This window comes from Micromonospora sp. NPDC048871 (assembly GCF_043198155.1).
GTDB lineage: Bacteria > Actinomycetota > Actinomycetes > Mycobacteriales > Micromonosporaceae > Micromonospora.
The window spans coordinates 586,334-611,830 of record NZ_JBICUM010000002.1 but is presented as its reverse complement, the minus strand read 5'-3'; the positions used below and the strand labels follow the sequence as shown (position 1 = coordinate 611,830).

23 protein-coding genes are annotated in these 25,497 nt (G+C 70.8%); 14 read left to right on the top strand and 9 right to left on the bottom strand.

All coding sequences use genetic code 11. The annotated features are described in order from the left end of the window. Positions 1 to 143: 143 nt before the first annotated feature. Positions 144 to 2,189, top strand: coding sequence for an excinuclease ABC subunit UvrC (gene uvrC / locus ACGFIK_RS07330; RefSeq protein ID WP_393338241.1), 2,046 nt, complete (start codon positions 144 to 146; stop codon positions 2,187 to 2,189). A 17-nt stretch (positions 2,190 to 2,206) separates the two neighbouring features. Here uvrC and recQ read toward each other — a convergent pair whose 3' ends face one another. Both recQ and ACGFIK_RS07320 read right to left on the bottom strand, forming a co-directional pair. Then, positions 2,207 to 4,108: a DNA helicase RecQ gene (recQ, locus tag ACGFIK_RS07325; RefSeq protein ID WP_393338240.1), complete on the bottom strand. Its 1,902-nt coding sequence runs from the start codon at positions 4,106 to 4,108 to the stop codon at positions 2,207 to 2,209. Between the two features lie 34 nt (positions 4,109 to 4,142). Further along, entirely contained in the window at positions 4,143 to 4,637 is a 495-nt protein-coding gene (locus tag ACGFIK_RS07320; RefSeq protein ID WP_393338237.1) for a GyrI-like domain-containing protein, read from the bottom strand. Between the two features lie 180 nt (positions 4,638 to 4,817). Between ACGFIK_RS07320 and ACGFIK_RS07315 the strand changes: the two genes are divergently transcribed. Beyond that, positions 4,818 to 5,630: a phytanoyl-CoA dioxygenase family protein gene (locus tag ACGFIK_RS07315; RefSeq protein WP_327024973.1), complete on the top strand. Its 813-nt coding sequence runs from the start codon at positions 4,818 to 4,820 to the stop codon at positions 5,628 to 5,630. 54 nt (positions 5,631 to 5,684) lie between these two features. Next, positions 5,685 to 6,503 carry a TrmH family RNA methyltransferase gene (locus ACGFIK_RS07310; protein ID WP_327027042.1) on the top strand — a complete coding sequence of 273 codons (819 nt, stop codon included), beginning with the start codon at positions 5,685 to 5,687 and terminating at the stop codon, positions 6,501 to 6,503. A gap of 51 nt (positions 6,504 to 6,554) precedes the next feature. On the opposite strand, the gene ACGFIK_RS07305 is transcribed toward ACGFIK_RS07310, so the two are convergent. After that, positions 6,555 to 7,199: a hypothetical protein gene (locus tag ACGFIK_RS07305; RefSeq protein ID WP_393338235.1), complete on the bottom strand. Its 645-nt coding sequence runs from the start codon at positions 7,197 to 7,199 to the stop codon at positions 6,555 to 6,557. Between the two features lie 262 nt (positions 7,200 to 7,461). Here ACGFIK_RS07305 and rapZ point away from each other — a divergent pair, with 262 nt between their 5' ends. The 8 genes from rapZ to ACGFIK_RS07265 all read left to right on the top strand — a co-directional run bounded on the left by rapZ (position 7,462) and on the right by ACGFIK_RS07265 (position 14,608). Next, complete coding sequence (gene rapZ, locus ACGFIK_RS07300) at positions 7,462 to 8,376, top strand: RNase adapter RapZ (protein WP_393338233.1); 915 nt, start codon at positions 7,462 to 7,464, stop codon at positions 8,374 to 8,376. Further along, positions 8,373 to 9,347: a uridine diphosphate-N-acetylglucosamine-binding protein YvcK gene (yvcK, locus tag ACGFIK_RS07295; protein ID WP_327024976.1), complete on the top strand. Its 975-nt coding sequence runs from the start codon at positions 8,373 to 8,375 to the stop codon at positions 9,345 to 9,347. The genes rapZ and yvcK overlap by 4 nt, the downstream gene beginning before the upstream one ends. A gap of 54 nt (positions 9,348 to 9,401) precedes the next feature. Next, positions 9,402 to 10,382, top strand: a complete 981-nt coding sequence (gene whiA, locus ACGFIK_RS07290; RefSeq protein ID WP_357529762.1) for a DNA-binding protein WhiA — start codon at positions 9,402 to 9,404, stop codon at positions 10,380 to 10,382. Between the two features lie 322 nt (positions 10,383 to 10,704). Further along, positions 10,705 to 11,709: a type I glyceraldehyde-3-phosphate dehydrogenase gene (gene gap / locus ACGFIK_RS07285; protein WP_327024978.1), complete on the top strand. Its 1,005-nt coding sequence runs from the start codon at positions 10,705 to 10,707 to the stop codon at positions 11,707 to 11,709. A gap of 52 nt (positions 11,710 to 11,761) precedes the next feature. After that, positions 11,762 to 12,985 (top strand): phosphoglycerate kinase, encoded by a 1,224-nt coding sequence (locus ACGFIK_RS07280; RefSeq protein ID WP_393338229.1) that lies wholly within the window; start codon positions 11,762 to 11,764, stop codon positions 12,983 to 12,985. Further along, positions 12,985 to 13,776 carry a triose-phosphate isomerase gene (gene tpiA / locus ACGFIK_RS07275; protein WP_327024980.1) on the top strand — a complete coding sequence of 264 codons (792 nt, stop codon included), beginning with the start codon at positions 12,985 to 12,987 and terminating at the stop codon, positions 13,774 to 13,776. Before ACGFIK_RS07280 ends, tpiA begins: the two co-directional genes overlap by 1 nt. A gap of 95 nt (positions 13,777 to 13,871) precedes the next feature. Next, a complete protein-coding gene (gene secG / locus ACGFIK_RS07270) occupies positions 13,872 to 14,126 on the top strand; it encodes a preprotein translocase subunit SecG (RefSeq protein ID WP_327024981.1) in 255 nt (84 codons plus the stop codon). A 137-nt stretch (positions 14,127 to 14,263) separates the two neighbouring features. After that, complete coding sequence (locus ACGFIK_RS07265) at positions 14,264 to 14,608, top strand: RNA polymerase-binding protein RbpA (protein WP_357529761.1); 345 nt, start codon at positions 14,264 to 14,266, stop codon at positions 14,606 to 14,608. 90 nt (positions 14,609 to 14,698) lie between these two features. Here the strand turns inward: ACGFIK_RS07265 and pgl are convergent, their stop codons facing one another. The 5 genes from pgl to tkt all read right to left on the bottom strand — a co-directional run bounded on the left by pgl (position 14,699) and on the right by tkt (position 21,610). Further along, positions 14,699 to 15,463 carry a 6-phosphogluconolactonase gene (pgl, locus tag ACGFIK_RS07260; protein WP_327024983.1) on the bottom strand — a complete coding sequence of 255 codons (765 nt, stop codon included), beginning with the start codon at positions 15,461 to 15,463 and terminating at the stop codon, positions 14,699 to 14,701. Between the two features lie 58 nt (positions 15,464 to 15,521). Beyond that, complete coding sequence (locus ACGFIK_RS07255; protein WP_327024984.1) at positions 15,522 to 16,538, bottom strand: glucose-6-phosphate dehydrogenase assembly protein OpcA; 1,017 nt, start codon at positions 16,536 to 16,538, stop codon at positions 15,522 to 15,524. A 31-nt stretch (positions 16,539 to 16,569) separates the two neighbouring features. After that, positions 16,570 to 18,084, bottom strand: a complete 1,515-nt coding sequence (gene zwf / locus ACGFIK_RS07250) for a glucose-6-phosphate dehydrogenase (protein WP_327024985.1) — start codon at positions 18,082 to 18,084, stop codon at positions 16,570 to 16,572. Positions 18,085 to 18,308: 224 nt separating this feature from the next. After that, entirely contained in the window at positions 18,309 to 19,454 is a 1,146-nt protein-coding gene (gene tal, locus ACGFIK_RS07245) for a transaldolase (RefSeq protein WP_327024986.1), read from the bottom strand. A 17-nt stretch (positions 19,455 to 19,471) separates the two neighbouring features. Beyond that, the gene (gene tkt / locus ACGFIK_RS07240) at positions 19,472 to 21,610 is read right to left on the bottom strand and encodes a transketolase (protein WP_327024987.1); all 2,139 of its coding nucleotides are present in this window, start codon (positions 21,608 to 21,610) and stop codon (positions 19,472 to 19,474) included. A 280-nt stretch (positions 21,611 to 21,890) separates the two neighbouring features. Between tkt and ACGFIK_RS07235 the strand changes: the two genes are divergently transcribed. The 3 genes from ACGFIK_RS07235 (at position 21,891) to ACGFIK_RS07225 (ending at position 24,373) form a co-directional block, all read left to right on the top strand. Continuing rightward, entirely contained in the window at positions 21,891 to 22,847 is a 957-nt protein-coding gene (locus ACGFIK_RS07235) for a heme o synthase (RefSeq protein ID WP_327024988.1), read from the top strand. 263 nt (positions 22,848 to 23,110) lie between these two features. Further along, entirely contained in the window at positions 23,111 to 23,446 is a 336-nt protein-coding gene (locus ACGFIK_RS07230; RefSeq protein ID WP_327024989.1) for a hypothetical protein, read from the top strand. 6 nt (positions 23,447 to 23,452) lie between these two features. Then, positions 23,453 to 24,373, top strand: coding sequence for a hypothetical protein (locus ACGFIK_RS07225; RefSeq protein WP_357529758.1), 921 nt, complete (start codon positions 23,453 to 23,455; stop codon positions 24,371 to 24,373). A 137-nt stretch (positions 24,374 to 24,510) separates the two neighbouring features. Here the strand turns inward: ACGFIK_RS07225 and ACGFIK_RS07220 are convergent, their stop codons facing one another. Further along, the gene (locus ACGFIK_RS07220) at positions 24,511 to 25,491 is read right to left on the bottom strand and encodes a heme A synthase (protein WP_393338221.1); all 981 of its coding nucleotides are present in this window, start codon (positions 25,489 to 25,491) and stop codon (positions 24,511 to 24,513) included. Positions 25,492 to 25,497 lie beyond the last annotated feature (6 nt).

Here is a 25,497-nt window from a genome sequence, read left to right as displayed (position 1 = left end):
ACATTCGGCTACTGGATGGTAGGACGGGCCGGTCAATATTGGAAGACGTCAATCGGGAGGGTCGTCGTATCGGGCCCGCTCGGGCAGGAAGGCGTCGACCAGGGACGATTCGGGCTGTCGGGGGCGGCGACTAGGCTCGAAGGGTGGCTGATCCGTCGACCTACCGCCCCGCCCCCGGCACCATCCCGGAGTCCCCGGGGGTCTACCGGTTCCGTGACGGCACCGGTCGGGTGATCTACGTCGGCAAGGCGAAGAATCTGCGCAGCCGCCTCAACTCCTACTTCGCCGACCTGCTGGGGCTGCACGAGCGGACCCGACAGATGGTCACCACGGCCGAATCGGTCGACTGGGTCACGGTCGGCACGGAGGTCGAGGCCCTCCAGCTCGAATACACCTGGATCAAGCAGTACGACCCGAGGTTCAACGTCCGCTATCGCGACGACAAGTCCTACCCCTACCTGGCGGTCACCCTCGACGAGGAATATCCGAGGTTGCAGGTGATGCGCGGGGCCAAACGCAAGGGGGTGCGCTACTTCGGGCCGTACTCCCATGCCTGGGCGATCCGCGAGACCCTGGACCTGCTGCTGCGGGTCTTCCCGGCGCGGACCTGCTCCGCCGGGGTGTTCAAGCGGGCCGGTCAGGTCGGCCGACCCTGCCTGCTCGGCTACATCGGCAAGTGCTCCGCCCCCTGCGTCGGAAGCGTCAGCGCCGAGCAGCACCGCGAGATCGTCGAGGGGTTCTGCGACTTCATGGCCGGGCGCACGGACACCATGGTGCGCCGGCTGGAACGCGAGATGGCCCAGGCCAGCGCGGAGCTGGAGTTCGAGCGGGCGGCCCGACTCCGCGACGACGTCGCCGCGCTGCGTCGGGCGATGGAGAAGCAGACCGTGGTGCTCGGCGACGGTACGGACGCCGACGTGGTCGCCTTCGCCGACGACCCCCTGGAGGCCGCCGTGCAGGTCTTCCATGTGCGGGGCGGTCGGGTGCGGGGCCAGCGCGGCTGGGTGGTGGAGAAGACCGAGGACCTCACCATGGGTGACCTGGTGCACCATTTCTGCACCCAGGTCTACGGCGGTGAGCACGGCGAGGCCGATGTGCCGCGCGAGCTGCTGGTGCCGGAGCTGCCGGCCGACGCCGAGGCCCTGACCGACTGGCTGTCCACCCACCGGGGCAGCCGGGTCAGTCTGCGGGTGCCCCAGCGTGGTGACAAGCGTGCCCTGCTGGAGACGGTGGAGCGCAACGCCAAGGACGCCCTGGCCCGGCACAAGCTCAAGCGGGCCGGTGACCTGACCACCCGCAGCAAGGCCCTGGACGAGATCGGCGAGGCGCTCGGGATGCGGACGGCACCCCTGCGCATCGAGTGCTTCGACATCTCCCAGATCCAGGGCAGCGACGTGGTGGCCAGCATGGTCGTCTTCGAGGACGGCCTACCCCGCAAGAGCGAGTACCGCCGCTTCATCATCCGAGGGGCCACGGACGACCTGTCCGCGATGTCCGAGGTGCTGCGCCGCCGCTTCGCCCGCTACCTGGACGTGCGCGCCGAGACCGGCGAGATCGGTGAGGAGACCGCCGCCGACCCGAACCGCCCCGGAGTCGACCCGACCACCGGCCGCCCGCGCAAGTTCGCCTACCCCCCGCAACTGGTGGTGGTCGACGGCGGGGCTCCCCAGGTGGCCGCCGCCGCCCAGGCCCTGGCCGAGCTGGGCATCGACGACGTGGCCCTGTGCGGCCTGGCCAAGCGGCTGGAGGAGGTGTGGCTGCCCGACGACGACTTCCCGGTCATCCTGCCGCGCACCTCCGAGGGGCTCTACCTGCTGCAACGGGTACGCGACGAGGCGCACCGCTTCGCCATCACCTTCCACCGCCAACGCCGCTCCAAGCGGATGACCGCCTCCGCCCTGGACAACATCCCCGGCCTGGGCGAAGTCCGCCGCAAAGCCCTCCTACACCACTTCGGCTCCCTGAAACGCCTGGCAACGGCCACCGTCGAGGAGATCACCCAAGTCCCCGGCATAGGCCCCCGCACCGCCCAGACCATCCTCACCACCCTCAACCCACCCCCACCCCCTACCGAGGCCCCCGCCGAGGCCCCCGCCGAGGCCCCCGCCGAGGCCCCCGCCGAGGCCCCCGCCGAGGCCCCCGTTGATCATGAGGTTAGCGGCAGTGATGGAGATCAACTCCGCCGCTAACCTCATGATCAACGATGTCAGGGTTCGGTGAGGACGGTGAGGATCTGGTCGCCGTATTTGGCCAGTTTGGTTTCGCCTACGCCGTTGATCTGGGACAAGGCGGCCAGGGTGGTGGGGAGGGTGGCGGCGATCTGGCGCAGGGTGGCGTCGTGGAAGATGACGTAGGCGGGGACGCCCTGTTCCTTGGCGGTGGCGGCTCGCCAGGCGCGGAGGCGTTCGAAGGTGCCGGTCGCCTCCGCCGGCAACTCGGCGATCACGGTGGCTGCGCCTCGGGGTTTGGGGGTACGGGCTGCGCGGGCGGGGCGGGGCGCTTCGCGGCGCAGCATGACCGTACGGCGTCGGCCCAGCACCTCGGCGCTGGCCTCGGTTAGGGCCAGGGTGCCGTAGTCCCCTTCGACGGTCAGCAGGCCCTCGGCCAGCAGTTGGCGCACAACCCCCCGCCATTCCGCCTCGCTGAGGTCGTCACCGATGCCGAAGACGGTGAGCGAGTCGTGCCGGTACTGGGTGATCTTGTCGGTGTTGCGGCCCAGCAGGATGTCGATGCAGTGCCCGGCCCCGAAACGCTGGTTGCGTTCCCGGTCCAGCCGGAAGACCGTGGAGAGCAGCTTCTGCGCGGCGACCGTGCCGTCCCACGACTCCGGCGGCTCCAGGCAGGTGTCACAGTTGCCGCAGTCGCCGGTGGCCGACTCGCCGAAGTACTCCAGCAACTGCACCCGGCGACAACGGACCGTCTCGCAGAGCGCCAGCATCGCGTCGAGGTGGGCGGCCAGGTTGCGCCGGTGCGCCAGATCCCCCTCGGAGGTGTCGATCATCTTGCGCTGCTGCACGACGTCCTGGAGCCCGTACGCCAGCCAGGCCGTCGACGGCAGGCCGTCCCGCCCGGCCCGGCCGGTCTCCTGGTAGTAGCCCTCGACCGACTTGGGCAGGTCGAGGTGGGCGACGAACCGGACGTCCGGCTTGTCGATGCCCATCCCGAAGGCGATGGTCGCCACCATCACCACCCCGTCGGCGCGCAGGAACCGCTGCTGGTTCGCCGCGCGGGTCCGCGCGTCCAGACCGGCGTGGTACGGCAGGGCGTCGATGCCGTTGGCGACCAGGAACTCCGCCGTCTTCTCCACCGAGGCGCGGGACAGGCAGTAGACGATTCCGGCGTCCCCGGGATGCTCGTCGCGCAGCAGGGCCAGCAGTTGCTTACGCGGCTCCCGCTTCGGCACGATCCGGTACTGGATGTTGGGCCGGTCGAAACTGGCCACGAAGTGCCGGGCCTCGGTCAGGTTGAGCCGGGTGGCGATCTCGGACCGGGTGGTGTTGGTCGCGGTCGCGGTCAACGCGATGCGGGGCACCCCCGGCCAGCGCTCGTGCAGCATCGACAGGTTCAGGTAGTCCGGCCGGAAGTCGTGCCCCCACTGCGACACGCAGTGGGCCTCGTCGATGGCGAACAGGCTGATCCGGCCCCGGTCCAGCAGACTCAGGGTGGCCCGGCTGGCCAACGCCTCCGGAGCCAGGTAGAGCAGGTCGATCTCCCCGGCCACGAACTCCGCCTCGACCAGCCGGCGGGTGTCCAGATCGAGGGTGGAGTTGAGGAAACCGGCCTTCACCCCGACCGCGGTCAACGCGTCCACCTGGTCCTGCATCAAGGCGATCAGCGGCGAGATCACCACCGCCACCCCGTCGCGGACCAGGGCCGGGATCTGGTAGCACAGCGACTTGCCGCCCCCGGTCGGCATCAGCACCAGGGCGTCCCCGCCGGCCACCACGTGGTCGATGACCTCGCGCTGGAAACCCCGGAAGGCGTCGTACCCGAAGACCCGCCGCAGCACCTCCAGCGCCGCTGTCACCTTCTCCCCGGCGGGCGCGTCGCCGCTGGTCACCTCAGCGATGCTCAAGTCACTGGTGCTCATGTCGGCGGGAGAGGCCATCCGAGGATTCTATGAGCAGCTACTCGCCGGGCCGCTACGCCGGTTCGATGGGCAGCCAGAGCTCGCAGGTCGCGGTGCTGAAATCGTTCGCCGGATCGGGCACCGCGACGATCTCCGGGCCAGGCCGCAGCCGCCACGGATTGAAGGGAAACCATTCGGCTGCGGCCGTGGTCCAGGCATTCTGAAGGGTCTGCGGATGCGGCCCCGCCGTCCGGATGACCACCCAAGTGCCGGCCGGGACCTCGATGATGTCGAGGCCGCCCGGGATCGGCGTGCTCGGGGACACGGCGACCCCATGCAGGTAGGTCAGCTCGCTGCCCTCGCCGTAGTCGGCGTCAAGGTCGTCGCTGACCGCGAGCAGGCCGCTCGGCTCAGCGTTGCCGAGTGCCTTCAAACGCAGGTGCTCCTCGGCCGGCAGCGCGGCGATGTGCTGCTGGATGTACGGGTTGATGCCTCGGTGGATCAGCGGAACGCGAGCAGCGTGCCCCACGAGCCGGAACGCGGGATGGTCGACGATGCGAGTATCCATGTGTTCGCTTCCTTCGACAGGTAGGCGGAACCTGAGCTGGGGGTGACCGACGGCGTACCGGTCGCGGCTGATCGTCGTTCCTCCGATCCGATCGTGCGGCAGCGCTGCTGCGACACACCCGATAGAAGCCGCGCGGGAAGTGTCGGGTGAGCGGGATCGATGTCGCCGCATGGTGGGGCCATGGATGACACAACATTGGTGTCCCGCTTTCTTCGCGAGGGCTTCGTCAAGTTGGCCGGTGCCGTCGCGCCGCGGGTGGCTGCGGACTGCGCGCGGCTGCTGTGGCGAGAGACGGGCTGCGACCCGGACGACCCAGCGACATGGAGACAGCCCGTGCACTGGGTGGAGGGCATGGCGCAGGGGCCGTTCGCCGCCGCACCCAATTCCCCGTTCCTCCATCACGCGTACGACCTGCTGGTCGGCGCGGGACGCTGGGAGCCGCGCTACTCCCTGGGCACGTTCCCGCTGCGCTTCCCGCACGAAGAGGAGCCGAACGACGCGGGCTGGCACATCGAGGGCAGCTATCTGCCGGAGGGCGAGAGTTGGTACTTCACGAATGTGCGTTCCCGTGGCCGGGCGCTGCTGATGCTGTTCCTGTTCAGCGAGGTCGGTGAGGAGGACGCCCCGACCCGGATCCGGGTTGGCTCACACCTCGACGTGCCGAGGGTGCTGGAGAAGTACGGGGAGAACGGGGCGAGCGGGCTGGAACTTGCGCCCGACCTGGTGGCGGAGTCCAGCCACCGGCCACTCGCCCTCGCCACCGGGTCCCCGGGCGACGTCTTTCTGTGCCATCCGTTCCTGGTGCACGCGGCGCAACCGCACCACGGGACACGGCCGCGCTTCATGGCCCAGCCGCCGCTGATGCCGGCCGCGCCGTACGAATTGGAGCGGGCCGACGGTGCCTACTCACCCGTGGAGATCGCGATCCGTCGGGGTCTTGGACAGGACACCCCCGATCTGGACGGGGTAGGCATCGACGACAATGCCGGGTAGGCGTGCCAGGCGTGGCATGGGTGATGTACGACGGAGGCGGGGACAAGGGTGGTTCTGCGGGTGAGTGGTCGCAACGCGCGCTTCCAGCAGTGGGAGGCTCTCCTGCATAATCGGACCAAGCGGCAACGTCGCGGCGAATTCCTCGTGCAGGGCGTGCGTCCGATTGCCATGGCCGTCGAACACGGTTGGCAGATCCGAGAGCTGCTGTACAACACAAGCGTTGCGCTGTCCGGCTGGGCACGCGACCTGCTGGAAACGGTCCGGGCCGAGAAGATCGCCGTCTCCCGTGAACTGATGCACGAGCTGGGAGGTAAGGCGGACGACGTACCAGAGTTGCTGGCCGTGGTCGCGCTGCCGGAGGACGACCTGTGCCGAATCCCGACCGGACCGACCATGCTCACGGTCGTGTTCGATCGGCCGACCAGCCCCGGCAACATCGGGACCCTCGTCCGGTCCGCAGACGCCTTCGGCGTCTCCGGCGTCATCATCACGGGCCACGCCGCCGACGTGTACGACCCGAAGGCAGTCCGGGCGAGCACCGGCTCGCTGTTCGCTCTGCCAGTGGTTCGAGTGCCCGCCCGTCAGGCCGTGCTGTCCTGGGGCGTCGACGTCCGTGCGGGCGGCATCGGCATGAGCGTCGTGGGAACCGATGAGCTGGGCGCGTTGGATGTCGCCGATTACGACTTCAGGCAACCAACGCTGATCGTGATCGGCAATGAAACCACCGGTCTCAGCTCCGGCTGGCGTGAGGCCTGCGACCAGGTTGTCCGGATCCCGATGTCCGGGGCAGCCAGCTCCCTGAACGCGGCGACCGCCGCGACCGTCGTGCTGTACGAATCGGCACGGCAGCGGACTGCTGCCGCCCGACGGTAGCGCACTGGTCGCCGCGAATCGCCTCAAGGCTCTCCACTGCTGCTGACCGGCTCAGGAAGGCACGGGGACGGGTTTGGCCCAGCGGGGGGTGCCGGTGGGGTCTACGTAGCAGAGGGCTACCAGCAGGTCGGCGGGGTCGGTGAGGGGGGCGGCGCCGGCCCCCATCCGGAACAGGGCCACCAGGTCGCCCTCGGCGACCGCCCGGGTGCTGACCGCGCCGAGGTTGTCCGGGGTACGCAGTGAGTCGCTCGACTCCGGACGGGAGACGGCACCGGCCAGGAAGTCGTACCGTCCGGCGAGGGGCTCGTACGAACCGGCCCAGTTGAACCCGGTGCTGCCGGTGGCGTCCCAGCCACCGGTCGGAGGCACCACCCGGGGTGGATCCAGCCGGTTGTCCAGCAGGATCACCTGATAGGTGCCGGGCTGGCCCGGGCCGGACCACCGCAACCGCAGCAGCACGGACTGATTCTCGGGGTCACCGACCGGGGCGGAGCCGTCGCGCCAGCCGTACGCGGCGGCCAGGTCGGCCACCTGGTCCGGCTGCGGCAACATCGCCTCGACGGTGACGGTGACCGCCTCGGGGCTGGCATTGTGCTCACGTTGGCGTTGCCGCGCGTGGTCGATCGTGGCCAGTACGGCGACGGTGACCGAGACCAGGGCCACCACCCAGCGCAGTCGCGCTCCGTGTCTGCCCATGGCCGGAGGATAACGCCGTGGCCGGCCCCTCGCCGTCAGTCAGCCGACAGCCGAGGAAGTCTCAGCGCTCCGAGTCGGTCCGCCAGGCGGGCACCCAGCGCTCAGTCAGCCGACAGAGCGGTCGACCGGCGGGTCTACCGGCGCTGGCGGGCTGGCCGGGGAGGTCGGGGCGTCGGTGGCAAGGGTCCGGCGGGCGGCACTAGAGTCGCTCTGACCATGCCCGGTCGGCCTGACCGGAGCGCCACAGCTTGGGGGTTGATGGGTGGGCGAGGCGCACACGAACGGTCATCACACCGGCGGTTCCGGGGAGGCGGAGGCGGACACCACCCTGGTCGTGGTCACCGGACTGTCCGGCGGTGGGCGCAGCACGGTGGCCCGGGCTCTGGAGAACGTCGGCTTCTACGTCGTGGACAACCTTCCCCAGGCCCTGTTGCTGGAGATGGCCGAGCTGGCCGTCAAGGCCGGCGGGGCGGCCCGGCGTACCGCGATGGTGCTGGACGTCCGCTCCCGGGCCTTCTCCACGGACCTTGCCGAGGCGATCCGGGAGCTCAAGGAGCGGGGCTACGCGCCCCGGGTGGTCTTCGTCGACGCCGACGACGAGGTGTTGATCCGCCGGTTCGAGAGTGTGCGCCGTTCCCACCCCCTGCAGGGTGACGGGCGGCTGGCCGACGGCATCGCGGTCGAGCGGGGGCTGTTGGAGGAGGCCCGCGACCAGGCCGACGTGATCATCGACACCAGCCACCTGAACGTCAACCAACTGCGTCGGCGTATCGAGGAGCTGTTCGGTGGGGAGGACGCCCGCAAGCTGCGGGTGACGGTGATCTCCTTCGGCTTCAAGTACGGCCTGCCGCCGGACGCCGATTTCGTGCTGGATGCCCGGTTCCTGCCCAACCCGTACTGGGTGCCGGAACTTCGGGAGCACACCGGCCGGGAGGAGGCCGTCAGCGCGTACGTGCTGGGGCAGGAGGGGGCGGACGGTTTCGTCTCGGCGTACACCGATCTCGTCGGCGCCACCACGGCGGGCTTCGAGCGGGAGGGCAAGCGGTACCTGACGGTCGCGGTGGGCTGCACCGGCGGCAAGCACCGCAGTGTGGCCATCGCCGAGGAACTGGCCGCCCGGTTGCGCCGGGCCGGCCTGGCCGCCAACGCGCAGCACCGGGACCTGGGGCGGGAATGACCATCCGGGTGGTGACCTTCGGGGGTGGGCACGGCCTGTCGGCCGCGCTGCGGGCCCTGCGCCGCTGCGCACCCGAGTTGGATCTGGACATCACCGCCGTGGTGACCGTCGGGGACGACGGTGGCTCCAGCGGGCGGTTACGCGCCGAGCGGGGTGGCCTGCCCCCCGGGGACCTGCGGCAGGCACTTGTCGCGTTGGCCGGGGATCATCCGGCCACCCGCCGCAGCGCCGGGCTGTTCCAGCACCGGTTCGCCGCGGTGGCCGCCGACAGCGGGCGCCGGGACGCCCTGGCCGGTCATGCCGTCGGCAACCTGGTGCTCTGTGGGCTGATGGAGTTGCTGGGTGACCCGGTGGCCGCCCTGGAGCACGCCGGGGCGATGCTCGGCGCGGTCGGTAGGGTGCTGCCGATGTCCTGCCAGCCGGTGGACATCGAGGCGCAGGTACGCGGCACCGATCCGGACCGGCCGGACGAGGTGCGCACCGTACGCGGCCAACACCAGGTGGCGGTGAGTACGGGTCGGGTGGAGTCCCTGCGGCTGACCCCGCAGGCCCCGGAGGCCTGTCCGGAGGCCGTCGCCGCGACGGCTGCCGCCGACTGGTTGATCTTCGGGCCGGGCAGCTGGTACACCAGCGTCCTGCCGCACCTGCTGGTACCCCAGCTGGCCGCGGCCATCCTGGCCAGTCCCGCTCGTCGGCTGGTCACCCTGAACCTGGCCGCCGAGCAGGAGACCCTCGGGTTGTCCGTCGCCGACCACCTGGCGGCCCTGCGCTGGTACCTGCCGGAGTTGACGGTCGACTACGTGCTCGCCGACTCCAAGGCCGTCGGGGATCCGGCCCCGGTCTACCGTGCGGCAGAATCCCTGGGGGCCCGACTGGTCCTCGCTCCCGTCGCGGTCGACGACGGTACTCCCCGTCATGATCCGGCCGCACTGGCCGCCGCCCTGGTGCCCGTACTGGGCGCCGATCGTTAGACACGTACGTAATCTCCGGCGACACGCCGGAACCGGTCCGTGAGGGGACGCACAATGGCGATGACGGCTGCGGTCAAGGACGAGCTGAGTCGGGTCGACGTGCCCAAGCCCTGCTGCCGGCGGGCGGAGATGGCCGCGCTGCTGCGGTTCGCCGGTGGGCTGCACATCGTCTCCGGACGGGTGGTGGTGGAGGCGGAACTGGACACCGGCGCGGTGGCGCGTCGGCTGCGCCGGGAGGTCGCCGAGGTCTACGGCTACCCGAGTGAGATTCATGTGCTGGCCTCCGGTGGGCTGCGCAAGGGCAGCCACTTCATCGTCCGGGTGGTCAAGGACGGCGAGGCGCTGGCCCGGCAGACCGGCCTGCTGGACGTGCGGGGTCGGCCGGTGCGGGGACTGCCGCCGCACGTGGTGGCCGCCAACGTCTGCTGTGCGGTCTCCGCCTGGCGGGGGGCCTTCATGGCGCACGGTTCGCTGACCGAGCCGGGCCGCTCCAGCGCCCTGGAGATCACCTGCCCGGGGCCGGAGTCGGCCCTGGCCCTGGTCGGGGCGGCCCGCCGCATCGGCATCACCGCCAAGAACCGTGAGGTGCGGGGGGTGGACCGGGTGGTGGTCAAGGACGGCGACGCGATCGCCGCCCTGCTCACCCGCATAGGAGCCCACGCCAGCGTGCTGGCCTGGGAGGAACGTCGGGTACGCCGGGAGGTACGCGCCACCGCCAACCGGCTGGCGAACTTCGACGACGCCAACCTGCGCCGCTCGGCGCGGGCGGCCGTGGCCGCGGCGGCCCGGGTGACCCGGGCGCTGGAGATCCTCGCCGACGATGCGCCGGAGCACCTGACCTCGGCCGGTCGGCTGCGGCTGGAGCACCGGCAGGCCTCCCTGGAGGAGTTGGGTGCCCTGGCCGACCCGCCGTTGACCAAGGACGCCATCGCCGGTCGGATCCGCCGGCTGCTGGCCCTGGCCGACAAGCGGGCCCGGGACCTGGGCATCCCGGATACCGAAGCGGCAGTCACGCCGGACATGCTCGTGGTCTGATAGGACGGTGGGTCGTCCGGCGGGCGGGTCGGTGTCGGGCCGACACGCGCCGTCGGCGCGGTGCGGTGTCCCGTGTGGTGTGGGGTGGACAACCACCCGACGCAGCGCGGCTCGACGCGCTCGGATAGGGTCGCTTGCGTACGGCAAGGGGGCCGGAACCGGTGCACCCGCCGTACCCACCGCCTCGGGCGGTCAGGTCCCTCGGACCGCGGCGGGGTGGCCGAGATGAATCGTCAACGGCCGGCTCCAACGGTCGGCGCACACCGCTTCGCCGGCCGAGGGTCTCCACGCCGGCGAACCAGAACGCGAGGAGATGGGACCTGTGACCATCCGGGTTGGCATCAACGGCTTCGGCCGCATCGGCCGTAACTTCTTCCGGGCAGTGCTGGCGTCCGGCGCTGACGTGGAGGTCGTTGCGGTCAACGACCTCACCGACAACGCCACGCTCGCCCACCTTGTCAAGTACGACAGCATCCTGGGCCGCCTGCCGCACGAGGTGAAGGCCACCGCCGACGAGATCACCATCGGTGGCAAGAGCATCAAGGCGTACGCCGAGAAGGACCCGGCGGCGCTGCCGTGGGGCGACCTCGGTGTGGACGTGGTGATCGAGTCCACCGGCTTCTTCACGGACGGCACCAAGGCCAAGGCGCACCTCGACGGTGGGGCCAAGAAGGTCATCATCTCGGCGCCGGCCAAGAACGAGGACGTCACCGTCGTGATGGGGGTCAACGAGGGCTCCTACGACCCGGCCAAGCACAACATCATCTCGAACGCCTCCTGCACCACCAACTGCCTGGCCCCGATGGCCAAGGTGCTGCACGACACCTTCGGCATCGAGGGTGGTCTGATGACCACCATCCACGCGTACACCCAGGACCAGAACCTCCAGGACGCGCCGCACAAGGACCTGCGTCGGGCCCGGGCCGCCGCGCTGAACATCGTGCCGACCTCGACCGGTGCGGCCAAGGCCATCGGCCTGGTGCTGCCGGACCTCAAGGGCAAGCTGGACGGGTACGCCCTGCGGGTGCCGATCCCCACCGGCTCGGCCACCGACCTCACCGTCACGGTCGGTCGGGCGACCACGGTGGACGAGGTCAACGCCGCGATCAAGGCCGCCGCCGAGGGTCCGCTGCGGGGCATCCTCACCTACAACGAGGACCCGATCGTCTCCGCCGACATCGTCACCGACCCGGCGTCGTGCATCTTCGACGCGCCGCTGACCAAGGTCATCGGCAACCAGGTCAAGGTCGTCGGCTGGTACGACAACGAGTGGGGCTACTCGAACCGCCTGGTCGACCTCGTCAAGCTGGTCGGTCAGTCGCTGTGAGTGCGAGGAGTGAGCTTGCGAGCCCCGCAGTCACGAACGGGAGGCTAGCTCTGTGAGCATCCGTACCCTCGACGATCTGCTCGCCGAGGGGGTGTCGGGTCGGCGCGTGCTGGTGCGCGCCGACCTGAACGTCCCGCTCGACAAGCAGACCGGTGCCATCACGGACGACGGCCGCATCCGCGCGGTCCTGCCCACCCTGGGTGCGCTCACCGAGGCCGGCGCCAAGGTGATCGTCTGCTCGCACCTGGGCCGGCCGAAGGGCAGCCCGGACCCGCAGTTCAGCCTCAGCCCGGTGGCCGGGCGGCTCGGCGAGCTGCTCGGTGCCCCGGTGCACTTCGCCACCGACACGGTCGGCGAGTCCGCCCAGGCGACCGTGGCGGCGCTGGGCGACGGCGAGGTCGCGCTGCTGGAGAACCTCCGCTTCAACAAGGGGGAGACCAGCAAGGACGAGGCCGAGCGGGGTGCCTTCGCCGACCAGTTGGCCGCCTTCGGTGACGCCTACGTCGACGACGCCTTCGGCGCGGTGCACCGCAAGCACGCCAGCGTGTACGACGTACCGGCCCGGCTGCCGCACGTCGCCGGTCGCCTGGTGCTGCGGGAGGTGGAGGTGCTCTCCACCCTCACCGGCAACCCGGAACGGCCGTACGTCGTGGTGCTCGGCGGCTCCAAGGTCTCCGACAAGCTCGCCGTGATCGAGGCGCTGCTACCCACGGTCGACCGGCTGCTCATCGGCGGCGGCATGTGCTTCACCTTCCTCAAGGCGCAGGGCCACGAGATCGGCACCTCGCTGTGCGAGGAGGAGATGGTCGAGACCTGCCGCAATCTGCTGGAGCGCTCCGAAGGCAAGATCATGCTCCCGGTCGACGTGGTGGCCGCGGACGCCTTCGCCCCGGACGCCGCGCACGACGTGGTGCCGGCCGACGGCATCCCCAGCCACCGGGTCGGCCTGGACATCGGGCCGGAGACGGTGGCCGGCTTCGCCGCCGCCCTGCGGGGCTCCTCGGCCGACGGCCCGGCCAACGCCCGGACGATCTTCTGGAACGGCCCGATGGGGGTGTTCGAGATGGCGGCGTTCGCCAACGGCACCCGGGGGGTCGCCGAGGCGATCGCCGCCTCCGACGCCTTCAGTGTCGTCGGTGGCGGTGACTCGGCCGCTGCGGTGCGGGCCCTGGGCCTGGACGAGAAGTCCTTCGGACACATCTCCACCGGCGGCGGCGCCTCCCTGGAGTACCTGGAGGGCAAGACCCTCCCCGGCATCGCGGCTCTGGAGAACTGATGGCGAGCGCCCCTCGCCGGCCCCTGATGGCCGGCAACTGGAAGATGAACCTCAACCACCTGGAAGCCAACCTGCTGGTGCAGAAGTTGGCGGCCAGCCTCACCGAGAAGCAGCTGACCGAGGTGGAGACGGTGGTCCTGCCGCCGTTCACCGACCTGCGTACGGTGCAGACCGTCGTCGAGGGCGACAAGCTGCTGATCGGCTACGGGGCACAGGACCTCTCCGCGCACGCCTCGGGCGCCTACACGGGCGAGATCGCCGGGTCGATGCTGGCCAAGCTGGGCTGCACCTACGTGGTGGTCGGGCACTCCGAGCGGCGGGAGTACCACCGCGAGGACGACGCCCTGGTCGGCGCCAAGGTGCAGGCCGCCCTGGCCAACGGGCTCACCCCGATCCTCTGCGTGGGGGAGGGGCTCGACGTCCGGGAGCAGGGCGGGCAGGTAGCGCACTGCGCCGAGCAGCTCGACGGGGCCCTCAAGGGGCTCTCCGCCGAGCAGGTGACCAAGGTCGTGGTGGCCTACGAGCCGGTCTGGGCGATCGGCACCGGCAAGACGGCCACCCCCCAGGACGCCCAGGAGGTGTGCGGCGCGCTGCGTACCCGGCTCGCCGAGACCTTCGACCAGGGCACCGCGGACCAGGTACGGGTCCTCTACGGCGGCTCGGTGAAGTCGTCGAACGTGGCGTCGATCATGGCCCAGCCGGACGTGGACGGCGCTCTGGTGGGCGGTGCCAGCCTCGACGCCGAGGAGTTCGCGAAGATCTGCCGGTTCCCGGAGCACATCACCGGCTGATCGCTCGCTATCCTTGACTCCGCCCGTCCGCCGGTCGGTGCCGCCGTGCCCGAACTGCCCGGGCGAGGATCGTAACGAGAGGACTGACCCCCGCCATGCCGATCTGGTTCGCCTACACGTTGATCGTGTTGCTGGTCATCACGAGCGTACTGCTCGTCCTGCTTATTCTGCTGCACCGCGGCAAGGGTGGTGGGATGTCCAGCATGTTCGGCGGTGGCGTCAGCTCCAGCCTGGCCGGGTCGTCAGTGGCTGAGAAGAACCTGGACCGCTACACCGTGCTGGTGGGCATCGTCTGGTTCGCCTGCATCGTCGGGCTCGGCCTCTGGCTTCGGTTGCAGGTCGGCGTCTGATCAGGCGCCACTAGTCGTACAATCTGCGCGCGGTCCGTCACCCGACGGGCCGCGCGCACGTCGTTTCACCCGCTGCACCGCGTCGCCCGCCGTCCACCCCTCGACGGCGGTCCCCTCCGACGACAGGAGCGAGCGCCGTGTCGAACGGCAATGTCATCCGAGGCGCCCGAGTCGGGTCCGCGCCGCCCCGCCACCCCGAACGCCACCGGCCGGTGCCGTGCCGCTCGGTCAGCTTCTGGTGCCGCAACGGGCACCGCACCGACATCCGCATCGCTGCCGAGGCGGCGACCCCGCAGCTGTGGGACTGTCCCCGCTGCGGGCTGCCCGCCGGCCCGGACGCCCAGGATCCACCCGGCCGGGTCACCAGCGAGCCGTACAAGACCCATCTGGCGTACGTGAAGGAGCGGCGTACCGACGCCGAGGGGGAGGCGATCCTCGCCGAGGCCCTCGCCGCCCTACGCAACCGGCGTGGCGGGAGCTGAGCGCCGCCTGCACGCCACCGCCTGCCTCAGACCGATGTGTTAAGCGGGGGCCCCTGTACTACGCGAGGCGTTAATAAGGGGCCCCTCCTTTCAGCGGAGGCTGCGGAAGCGGGCGGGGACGTCGGCTGCGGCGGCCCGGTCCAGCAGCCACAGGGTGCGGCTGGTGCCCTGCACCCCGGCGGCCGGGATCTGCACCGGCCCGGCCCCGGCCAGGGCCATCCCGACCGATCGGGCCTTGTCGGCCCCGCTGGCCACCAACCAGACCTCCTCGGCCGTGTTGATCGCCGGCAGGGTCAGGGTGATCCGCACCGGGGGCGGCTTGGGGCTGCCCCGCACCGCGCTGACCGGCCGGCTCTCGTAGTGCACCGGATGCTCCGGGAAGACCGAGGCGACATGTCCGTCCTCGCCCACCCCGAGCATCAGCACGTCGAAGTGGGGGAGTACGGCCGTCCCGGGGCGGGCGGCCCGGGCCAGTTCGGCGGCGTACCGGGCGGCGGCCTCCTCCGGGTCGGCACCGGCGTCCGAGGGCGGCATCGCATGGATCCGCTCCGGTGCCACCGGCACCGCGTCGAGCAGCGCCGCCCGAGCCTGGGTCTCGTTGCGCTCCGGGTCACCGGCGGGCAGGAACCGTTCGTCACCCCACCAGATGTCGACCCGGGACCAGTCCACCGCGTCCTTGGCCGGCAGGGCCGCGACGGCCCGGTAGACCGCGGCGGCTATCCGCCCACCGGTCAGCACCACGGCCGCCTGGCCACGCTCGGCCTGGGCGTCGAGCAACTTCACCACCAACCGCGCCGCGACCGCCTGGGCCAGCAGGTCGGCATCGGCGTGTACGGCGACACTCGCCTCGCTCATGGTGTCCTTCCGCGACCGCCCGGGCGGTCGGTGTAGTGCCCTCTTGCGGGGTGGGCGGTCAGGATTGGGTACTCGTGGAGGCGTGCGCGGTGACCCCGGCCTCGGCCCGCTCCGCGGTGGCCGGGTCCTTCCAGACGTGCACCCGCTGGCTGGGCCGACGGTCCAGGGTGGTCAGTCCGGCGAAGGCACCCAGGGCTTCCGCGTACACCTGGTCGGGGCCGAGTCGGCGCAACTCCTCGGCCAACTCGTCGCCCAAGGGCCGACGGACCAGGGGCAGGATCCGGTCCTCCTGACCGGTACGCCGGAAGATGGCCACGTTGTCGTCCCGGGTCAGGGTCAGCTCGTCGCCGTTGGCGCACCGCAGCTGCACCTCACGCATCCGGGGGAACTCCCTGGTCCGCTCCCAGCGTGGCTTGATGCCCAACCGGCTGCGCAACCAGCCGCGCATCAGGGCGGCCGTGGGGTCGCTCGGCGGCGCGATGACGGCCGCCTCGGTCAGCTGGGCCTCCGTGGTGTCGAAGGCCCCGGCCACCACGGCCCGCCACGGAGTGATCCGGGTCCAGGCCAGATCGGTGTCGCCGGGGGCGTAGTCCCGGGCGCGTTGCCGCAGCGCCTCGATCGGGTCGGCGGCCTGGGCCGAGTCGGTGATCCGCCGGTCGGCCACCACCCCCAGGAAGTCGGTGGCGATCTCCATCGGCGGCTCGCCGTGCCACCAGGTCACCACGGGTACGTCCGGCACCAGCAGCGGCATCACGACCGACTCGGCGTGCAGCGCCAGCCGCCCGTACATCCGCATGACGACGGCCTCGCAGGGGCCCAGTCGCCCGCCGACGACGATCTCCGCGTCCAGCCGGCTGCGGTCCCGTTCCAGGTCGGAGCGGACGACCACCAGCAGTCGGCAGGGGTGCGCGGCGGCGGCGATGGTGGCCGCCGCCTCGGCGTCGCGGACCCGCTTCTCGTCGACCACCACGATCAGGGTCAGGGCCATGCCGCTGGCCACCCCACCGGCGCTGCGCCGCTCCGCGGCGAGCGCCTTGACCACCTCGTTGCCGGTGGTGTCCCACAATCCGATCAACGCAGCCTCCAGGTTCGCTCGGGGTGCCCGGTCACGCCCGCCGCCAGGCCCGACCCTCGCGGGCCAGCATCTCGTCGGCGGCGCGGGGACCCCACTCGCCGGCCCGGTAGGACTCGGGCTTGGTGCCCTCCCAGGCGTGTTCCAGCGGGTCCACCACGGCCCAGCTCTGCTCGACCTCGGCGGCGTCCGGGAACAGGGTCCGGTCACCGACCAGCACGTCCAGCACGAGGCGCTCGTACGCCTCCGGGCTGGACTCGGTGAAGGCCTCGCCGTACTGGAAGTCCATCGCGATGTCCCGGACCTCCATCGTGGTGCCCGGCACCTTGGACCCGAACTTGAGCACCACCCCCTCGTCCGGCTGGACCCGGATGACGAGTTGGTTGTTGCCGAGCATCTCCATGTCGGTCGTGTTGAACGGCAGGTGGGGGGCCCGCTTGAAGATCACCGCCACCTCGGTCACCCGCCGGGGCAGCCGCTTGCCGGCCCGGATGTAGAAGGGCACCTCGGCCCAGCGGCGGTTCTGGATGCCGAGCCGGACGGCCACGTAGGTCTCCGTGGTCGAGGTGGGGGGAACCCCGTCCTCCTCCAGGTAGCCCTTGGCGCGTTGGCCACCGACCCAGCCGGGCAGGTACTGCCCGCGTACGGTGCCCTCGCTGACGTCCTTGGGCAGGGTGATGGCCTTGAGCACCTTGAGCTTCTCGGCCCGGATCTCATCGGCGTCGAAGCTGGTCGGCTCCTCCATCGCCACCAGGGCCAGCAGTTGCAGCAGGTGGTTCTGCAACACGTCCCGGGCGGTGCCGACGGAGTCGTAGAAACCGGCCCGGGAGCCGATACCGACATCCTCGGCCATGGTGATCTGCACCGAGTCGACGTACTGCGAGTTCCACAGCGGCTCGAAGAGGCTGTTGGCGAAGCGCAGGGCGAGGATGTTCTGAACGGTCTCCTTGCCCAGGTAGTGGTCGATGCGGAACACGTCCCGCCGGGTGAACACGTCGTCGACCAGGTCGTTGAGGGCCTTCGCCGACGGCAGGTCGTGCCCGAAGGGCTTCTCGACCACGACCCGACGCCAGCCGCCGCACCGCTCGTTGTCGGCCATGCCGGTACGGGCCAGTTGCTTGAGCACCACCGGGAAGGCGGCCGGCGGGATGGAGAAGTAGAAGGCCGCGTTGCCGTGGATGCCGTGGCTGTCGCGCAGACCGTCCAGGCACTGGTTGAGCCGGTCGAAGGCGGTGTCGTCGTCGAACGAGCCACCGACGAACTTGATGTTGTGTTCCAGGCGCGACCAGACCTCCTCGCGCCAGGGAGTGCGGGCGTGGCTCTTGGCCGCCTCCCGGGCCAGCGAGGCGAAGTCGCCGTCGACCCAGTCACGCCGGGCGAACCCGACGACCACGAAGCCGGGTGGCAGCAGCCCCCGGTTGGCCAGGTCGTAGATGCCCGGCAACAGCTTCTTCTGGGCCAGGTCCCCGGTCACCCCGAAGATCACCAGAGCACAGGGCTCCGGGATCCGGGGTAGTCGCCGGTCCTGCGGGTCGCGCAGCGGGTTCACGCCGCCTCCTCGCTCCGCTCGTCCACATCGTCCATCGTCATGCCCCACAGTGCACCGACCGGCCCGGGCCCGCCGGCAGCACCTCTCAGGAGTACGGCCCACCGGGTACCGGCAGATCAACATCGACCGTACCGGTTGTCTGAAGAACGCTACCCAACCGTGAGCCCTCGGATCACCCGCGCCGCCACCGGTCATCGGCGGCGGCGCGGGGGAGACCGGGGCGCCTACGCCTGGGCGGCGCCGCCCGGGTGGCCGGTGCCCTTGGCGGCGGCGACCAGCGACTTGCGTACCCCGTCGAGCAGTTCCTGCCAGCTGGCCTCGAACTTCTCCACGCCCTCCCGTTCCAGGACCTCGATCACGTCGGCCATGTCGACGCCGACCGCGGCCAGCCGCTCGAAGACCTGCCGGGCGTCGTCGTAGGCGTTGGTGACCGTGTCCGGCTGGGTCTCGCCGTGCTCGGCGTAGGCGTGGATGACCGCCTCCGGCATGGTGTTGACCGTGCCGGGGGCGATCAGCTCCTCGACGTAGATGACGTCCCGGTAGTCCGGGTTCTTCGTCGAGGTGGAGGCCCACAGCGGGCGCTGGGGGTGCGCCCCGGCCGCCGCCAGGGCCTGCCAGCGGTCGCTGCCGAAGACCTCGCTGTAGCGCTCGTACGCCAGCCGGGCGTTGGCCACGGCGGCCTTGCCGCGCAGGGCCCTGGCCTGCTCCGAGCCGATCTTCTCCAGCCGCTTGTCCACCTCGGTGTCGACCCGGGAGACGAAGAAGGAGGCCACCGAGCCGATCTTGGACAGGTCGTGGCCGTTGGCCCTGGCCTGCTCCATGCCGGCGAGGAAGGCCTCCATCACCTGCGAGTAGCGGTCCAGCCCGAAGATCAGGGTCACGTTGACGCTGATCCCCTCGGCCAGGGTGGCGGTGATCGCCGGCAGGCCGTCCTCGGTCGCCGGGATCTTGATGAACAGGTTCGGCCGGTCGACCAGCCACCACAGCGCCTTGGCCTCGGCCACGGTGCGCTCCGCCTCGTGGGCCAGCCGCGGGTCCACCTCGATGGAGACCCGGCCGTCGACCCCGCCGCTGGCGTCGTAGGCCGGGCGCATCACGTCGCAGGCCCACCGCACGTCGTACGTGGTGAGCATGCGGACCGCCTCCTCGACGTCGACCCCCCGCACGGCCAGGTCCCGCAGCTGCCCGTCGTAGGTGTCGGCGTCGCTCAACGCCTTGGCGAAGATCGTCGGGTTGGTGGTCACCCCGACCACGTGCTTCTCCCGGCGCAGCTGGTCCAGCCCGCCGGAGGACAGTCGTACCCGGGAAAGGTCGTCGAGCCAGACCGCCACCTTCGCGGCGGAAAGCTCACCCAGCCTGTCGGTAGTCATGTGCGCCAACGCTCCCCTCAGTTGCCGGTGGTGAAACCGGTGATGTCCCCGACCCGGGTCAGCGCCGCGTGCGCGGCCGCCACGATCCGGTCGGGGGTGAAGCCGAACTGCTCGAACAGCACCGAGTGCGGGGCGCTGGCGCCGTAGTGCTCCAGGCTGACGCTCTCGCCGCAGTCGCCGACGATCCCGCGCCAGGACATCCCGATGCCCGCCTCCACGCTCACCCGGGCCTTTACCCCGCGCGGCAGCACGGACTCCCGGTAGGCCTCGTCCTGCTCGAAGAACCACTCCTGGCAGGGCATCGACACCACCCGGGTGGGGGTGCCGTCGGCCTCCAGGCGCTCCCGGGCGGTCAGGCAGAGCTGCACCTCGGATCCGGTGCCGATGAGGATCACCTGCGGCTTGCCGTTGGAGGCCTCGGCCAGCACGTAACCGCCCTTGGCGACCCCCTCGGCACCGGCCAGCTGGGAACGGTCCAGGGTCGGCAGCGGCTGACGGCTCAACGCCAGGGCGGTCGGCCGGTCGGTGTGCTCCAGGGCCTGCCGCCACGCCCAGGTGGTCTCGTTGGCGTCGGCCGGGCGGACCACGTCCAGACCGGGGATGGCGCGCAGCGCGGTCAGGTGCTCCACCGGCTGGTGGGTCGGGCCGTCCTCGCCGAGACCGATAGAGTCGTGGGTCCAGACGTAGACCACCGGCAGCTTCATCAGCGCTGCCAGCCGCACCGAGGGCCGCATGTAGTCGCTGAACACCAGGAAGGTGCCGCCGTACGGGCGGGTGCCGCCGTGCAGGGCGATGCCGTTGAGGATCGCGCCCATGGCGTGCTCACGGATGCCGAAGTGCAGGGTGCGGCCGTACTCGTGGCCGGGGAACTCCTTGGTGGCGTACTGGCTGGGTACGAAGGAGGGCTCGCCCTTCATCGTGGTGTTGTTGCTCTCCGCCAGGTCGGCGGAGCCGCCCCACAGCTCGGGCAGCACCGGGGCCAGGGCGCCCAGCACCTTGCCGGAGGCGGCCCGGGTGGCCACCCCCTTGGGGTCGGCCGGGAACTCCGGCAGGACCTCCGTCCAGCCCTCCGGCAGGGCCCGGGCGGCCAGTCGGTCGTACAGGGCCCGGCGCTCGGGGTTGGCCTCGGACCAGGCGCCGAAGGCGGTGGACCACTCCTGCTGGGCGGCCTCGCCGCGGCGCAGGGCGCCCCGGGCGTGGGCCAGCACCTCCTCGGCCACCTCGAACGAGACAGCCGGGTCGAAGCCGAGGATCTCCTTGGTGGCGGCCACCTCGTCGGCACCCAGCGCCGAGCCGTGGATCTTGCCGGTGTTCTGCTTGTTCGGCGCCGGCCAACCGATGATGGTGCGCAGGGCGATGAACGAGGGGCGGCTGGTCTCCGCCTTGGCGGCCAGCAGCGCCGCGTACAGCGCCTCGACGTTCTCGTGGTAGTCGCCCTGGTCGGCGTCACCGCTGCGCCAGTCGACCGTCTGCACGTGCCAGCCGTACGCCGCGTAGCGGGCCGCCACGTCCTCGCTCATCGCGATGCGGGTGTCGTCCTCGATCGAGATCTCGTTGTCGTCGTAGATCACGCAGAGGTTGCCCAGCTGCTGGTGCCCGGCCAGGGCGCTGGCCTCGTGGCTGATGCCCTCCTCGATGTCGCCGTCGGAGGCGATGCACCAGATGTGGTGGTCGAACACGGAGTCACCGGGCTCGGTCTCGGGGTCGAACAGACCGCGCTCGCGGCGGGCCGCCATGGCCATGCCGACGGCGTTGCCCATGCCCTGCCCGAGCGGGCCGGTGGTGGTCTCCACACCCGGGGTGTGCCCGTGCTCGGGGTGCCCCGGGGTGAGCGAGCCCCACTGCCGCAGCGACTTCAGGTCGTCCAGGCTCAGCGGGTAGCCGGCCAGGAAGAGCTGGATGTACAGCGTCAGGCTGGAGTGGCCGGCGGACAGCACGAAGCGGTCCCGGCCGGGCCACGACGGGTCGGCCGGGTTGTGCCGCATGACCCGGTTGAACAACAGGTATGCCGCGGGGGCGAGACTCATCGCCGTACCGGGGTGGCCGTTGCCGGATTTCTCCACGGCGTCCATGGCCAGCACGCGGACGGTGTCCACGGCGCGGCGGTCGAGGTCGGACCAGTCAAGTGCGGGGTGCTCGGGTCGTTTGGCAGCCACGGTGGTTAGTGCTCCTCGGCGAGTTGGGCGGAACCCTCACTGGTGACCCTATCGAGCGTGTCTGAACGTGCGCCCGAGGATCTCAACATGCTGGTCTGTACGGTTCCGGTCGGTTGTCGGGTTCAGCTGCGCGGATCCACCGTCGGTGTGACGGTTGGCACCGTTGCCGGGTCGCCCGGGCAGCCAAAACGACAGCGCGTAGTGTGTGGGGCGGTTGTGTGTCGATCCGCTGGGTCCGACCGTCCCGACCTCCCCTGCCCACGCTGGAAGGTGGCAATCCGTGAGCATGATCACCGAGCGCCCGGTCAGTAACCCTGACGGGGAGTCGCCGGTGCGCTCGGCGGAGGAGTCGCCGGCCCGCTCCCGCGAGGTGCGGGCGGTGGTGGCCGCGTACGTGTCGCTGACCAAGCCGCGCATCGTCGAGCTGCTGCTGGTGACCACCGTGCCGGCGATGATGCTCGCGCACGGCGGCCTGCCCTCGCTGTGGCTGATGGCGGTGGTGCTCGTCGGTGGCTCGCTCGCCGCCGGGGCGGCCAGCGTGCTCAACTGCTACATCGACCGCGACATCGACCAGGTGATGCGGCGGACCAAGCGTCGTCCGCTGCCCGCCCACACGGTGACGCCGCGTAACGCCCTGATCTTCGGTCTGGTGCTGGCGGTGGTCTCGATCGTCTTGATGGCGGCCTTCACCAACCTGCTGGCCGCCGGGCTGACCCTGGCCGCGATCGTCTACTACGACCTGGTCTACACCCTGTGGCTCAAGCGGACCACGGCGGCGAACACCTTCTGGGGCGGAGCGTGTGGAGCCGCCCCGGTGCTGATCGGCTGGGCGGCCGTGACCGGCACCCTGTCCCCGGTGGCCTGGGGGCTGTTCGCGGTGGTCTTCTTCTGGCAGATGCCGCACTTCTATCCCCTGGCGATGAAGTACAGGGACGACTACGCCCGCGCCGGCATCCCGATGCTGCCGGTGGTGGCCTCCGTCCGCCGGGTGAACGCCGAGATCATCCTCTTCGCCTGGCTGACGGTGCTCTCCTCGCTGGCCGTCTGGGCCCTGGGCCTGAGCCCGGTGTACGGGGTGCCGACCGCCGTGGTGGGCGCGATCTTCATCATCGAGGCGCACAAGCTTGCCGGCCGGGCCCGGCGGGGCGAGGCGGTCAAGCCGATGCGGCTGTTCCACTGGTCCACGACCTACCTGACCATCGTCTTCGCCGCCGCCGCCCTCGACGCCCTCCTCTGAGGCGTCAGCCGGGCTCTCGATCAACGCCAGGCTTCTTCTGTGATGCGGTGTTTGGTTGTCTGAATTGTCGGCCAATCAGGATTATCGACTAACTCGGGTGATCCGGGTCGTTCGCCCCGGTCTAGCCGGTCGTTGTGGCCGCTTTGGTCCGGGTAAATACGGGCAAAAATCCTCCCGGCCTGCTTAAACCTCGACGTTATCGGTATCACAAAACGCTTACGGTTCTCCTGCGTACGGCCCCATGTCTGCTTAGGCTTCGCGTTATGGCAGATGGTTCCGATACGACGCTGACGGCTGATCAGACCGCCTCCGGGTCGGCCCCCAACGGGCTGGTCGCGGGCATCAAGTCGTTCGCCGCCGGACACGGCGGGGCGAAGGCGGTCATCGAGTACGTCGGCAAGCGCGGCGCACGGATCGTCCTGGTGGGTTCGGACGGTGCGTGGGGCGACCAGTTCGCACAGGACACGGTCGTCGCCCGGGAGGCCTGCGCGCAGGCTGGAGTAGCCGTGGAGAACGCCTGGGAGCGGGAACTGATGGACCAGATGCGCCCGAGCAACGACCTCTGGCGATCGATGGCCCGACGCACGATGGCCCGTTGAGATAAATTGACCGACCACCACCAGTCGACCCGGGGGGAACCCCGGGTCGCTCTCGTCACCTGCACCGAATTCACCGACCTCGAAGCGGACGATCGCCTGGTGATCGCCCCGCTGGCCGAGCGCGGCATCACCGCCGAACCAGCCGTCTGGGACGACCCGGCCGTCGACTGGGCCGGATACGACCTGGTCGTGCTCCGCTCACCCTGGGACTACATGTCCCGCCATGCCGAGTTCGTCGCCTGGGCCGCCGGGGTACCCCGACTGGCCAACCCGGCCGATGTGGTGCGGTGGAACACCGACAAGCGCTACCTGGACGAGCTCTCCGCCGCCGGGGTGCCCACCGTGCCCACCGGTTGGGTGCTGCCCGGCGAGGACTGGCAACCCCCCGCCGACGACGGCGAGTACGTCATCAAGCCCTCGGTCAGCGCCGGTAGCCAGGACACCGGCCGCTACGACCTGGCCGATCCGGAGCACCGGGAACTGGCCGTTGCCCACGTCCGTCGGCTCGGCGCTGCGGGCCGGATCACCATGATCCAGCCGTACCTGAGTGCGGTGGACACCGTGGGGGAGACCGCCCTGCTCTACTTCGCCGGCCCGCAAGGGCTGGCGTTCAGCCACGCCATCCGCAAGGGGCCGATGCTCACCGGCCCCGACCTGGGTACGGAGGGGCTGTACAAGGCCGAGGAGATCGACCCGCGAACCGCCACCGGGGATCAGCTGGCGGTGGCGGAGCAGACCCTGGCCGCGCTGCCCGGCGGGTCGGACCGACTGCTCTACGCCCGGGTGGACCTGATCCCCGGCCCGGAGGGTGACCCCGTGCTGGTGGAGCTGGAGCTGACCGAGCCCTCCCTGTTCCTCGGCTACGCCGAGGGCGCCCCGGACCGCCTCGCCGAGGCCATCCGCCTCCACCTGACCCGCACCGCCTAGCAGAGGGCGGGCGGCGGAGCCGCGCTGACACGATCCCGGATCGAGTGGCCTTCCTCGCGACCGAAGCCACTCGATCCGGCATCGAGCGTGATCTTGCGCGGTTCCAGCGCTGGGCCGAGGCTCGGCGCTGGGGCGGGTCAGGCGCTCGCGGCCACCGGCTCCTGGGTCGGTGTGCCGGTCCGGGTGTGGGCGGTGGGGTCGGGGGCGACCGGGCGACGTTCCCGGATCGACCAGAGCACCGACAGGGTGGCCAGCCAGACCAGGCAGGAGCCGAGCATGTGGGCGCCGACCAGCAGCACCGGCAGGTTGGTGAAGTACTGCACGAAGCCGATCACGCCCTGGGCCAGCTCGACCAGCAGCAGGGTGCGGGCGGCCCGTACCGCCCCGGCCGGGGCGCCGAGGGCGCGCAGCGCCAGCCACAGGCCGACGGTCAGGCCGATCAGCAGGAAGACCAGGTCGGCGTGCACCTGGGAGATGGCCTGCGGGTCCAGGCCGTTGCGGACCGCGTCGGCGTCACCGGCGTGCGGGCCGCTGCCGGTGACCAGCACCCCGACGATGATCACCGCCGCGCTGACCACGACCGTGATCCAGGTCAGGGTCCGCAGCGCCGGGGGGACCAGGGCGACCTTCGGGCCCTCGGGTTCGCGTACCTGCCGCCACAGGGCGTACGAGACGAGCAGCAGCAGCATCGAGACCACGAAGTGGATGCCGACGACCGAGGGGTGCAGCTGGGTGCGTACGGTGATGCCGCCGATCACGGCCTGCGCCACGATGCCCAGCACGACGCCCAGCGCGAGGGATAGCGCGCCCCTTCGACGCGGGCGGTGCGCCAGGACGGCCAGCAGGGTGGCACCGGCGATCGCTACCAGGACGAAGGTGAGCAGCCGGTTGCCGAATTCGATCACCCCGTGCATGCCCATCTCGGCGGTCGTGGTGTACGAATCATCGGTGCACCTGGGCCAGGTGGGGCAGCCGAGGCCCGAGGCGGTCAGCCGGACCGCCCCGCCGGTGACGACGATCACCACGTTGGCGACGATGTTGGCGAACGCCAGGCGGCGGAGCAGCGTGGTGGAGACCGAGAACCGGGCAGGTGGCTTCACGGAGGGAATCCTACGCACCGTAGT

Bases quoted from the DNA above. Each gene is read 5' to 3' on its own strand.
- recQ (WP_393338240.1), bottom strand. From the start codon at position 4,108: ATGGCCTCTCCCGCCGACATGAGCACCAGTGACTTGAGCATCGCTGAG.
- ACGFIK_RS07320 (WP_393338237.1), bottom strand. From the start codon at position 4,637: ATGGATACTCGCATCGTCGACCATCCCGCGTTCCGGCTCGTGGGGCAC.
- ACGFIK_RS07315 (WP_327024973.1), top strand. From the start codon at position 4,818: ATGGATGACACAACATTGGTGTCCCGCTTTCTTCGCGAGGGCTTCGTC.
- ACGFIK_RS07305 (WP_393338235.1), bottom strand. From the start codon at position 7,199: ATGGGCAGACACGGAGCGCGACTGCGCTGGGTGGTGGCCCTGGTCTCG.
- yvcK (WP_327024976.1), top strand. From the start codon at position 8,373: ATGACCATCCGGGTGGTGACCTTCGGGGGTGGGCACGGCCTGTCGGCC.
- whiA (WP_357529762.1), top strand. From the start codon at position 9,402: ATGGCGATGACGGCTGCGGTCAAGGACGAGCTGAGTCGGGTCGACGTG.
- tpiA (WP_327024980.1), top strand. From the start codon at position 12,985: ATGGCGAGCGCCCCTCGCCGGCCCCTGATGGCCGGCAACTGGAAGATG.
- secG (WP_327024981.1), top strand. From the start codon at position 13,872: ATGCCGATCTGGTTCGCCTACACGTTGATCGTGTTGCTGGTCATCACG.
- pgl (WP_327024983.1), bottom strand. From the start codon at position 15,463: ATGAGCGAGGCGAGTGTCGCCGTACACGCCGATGCCGACCTGCTGGCC.
- tal (WP_327024986.1), bottom strand. From the start codon at position 19,454: ATGACTACCGACAGGCTGGGTGAGCTTTCCGCCGCGAAGGTGGCGGTC.
- ACGFIK_RS07230 (WP_327024989.1), top strand. From the start codon at position 23,111: ATGGCAGATGGTTCCGATACGACGCTGACGGCTGATCAGACCGCCTCC.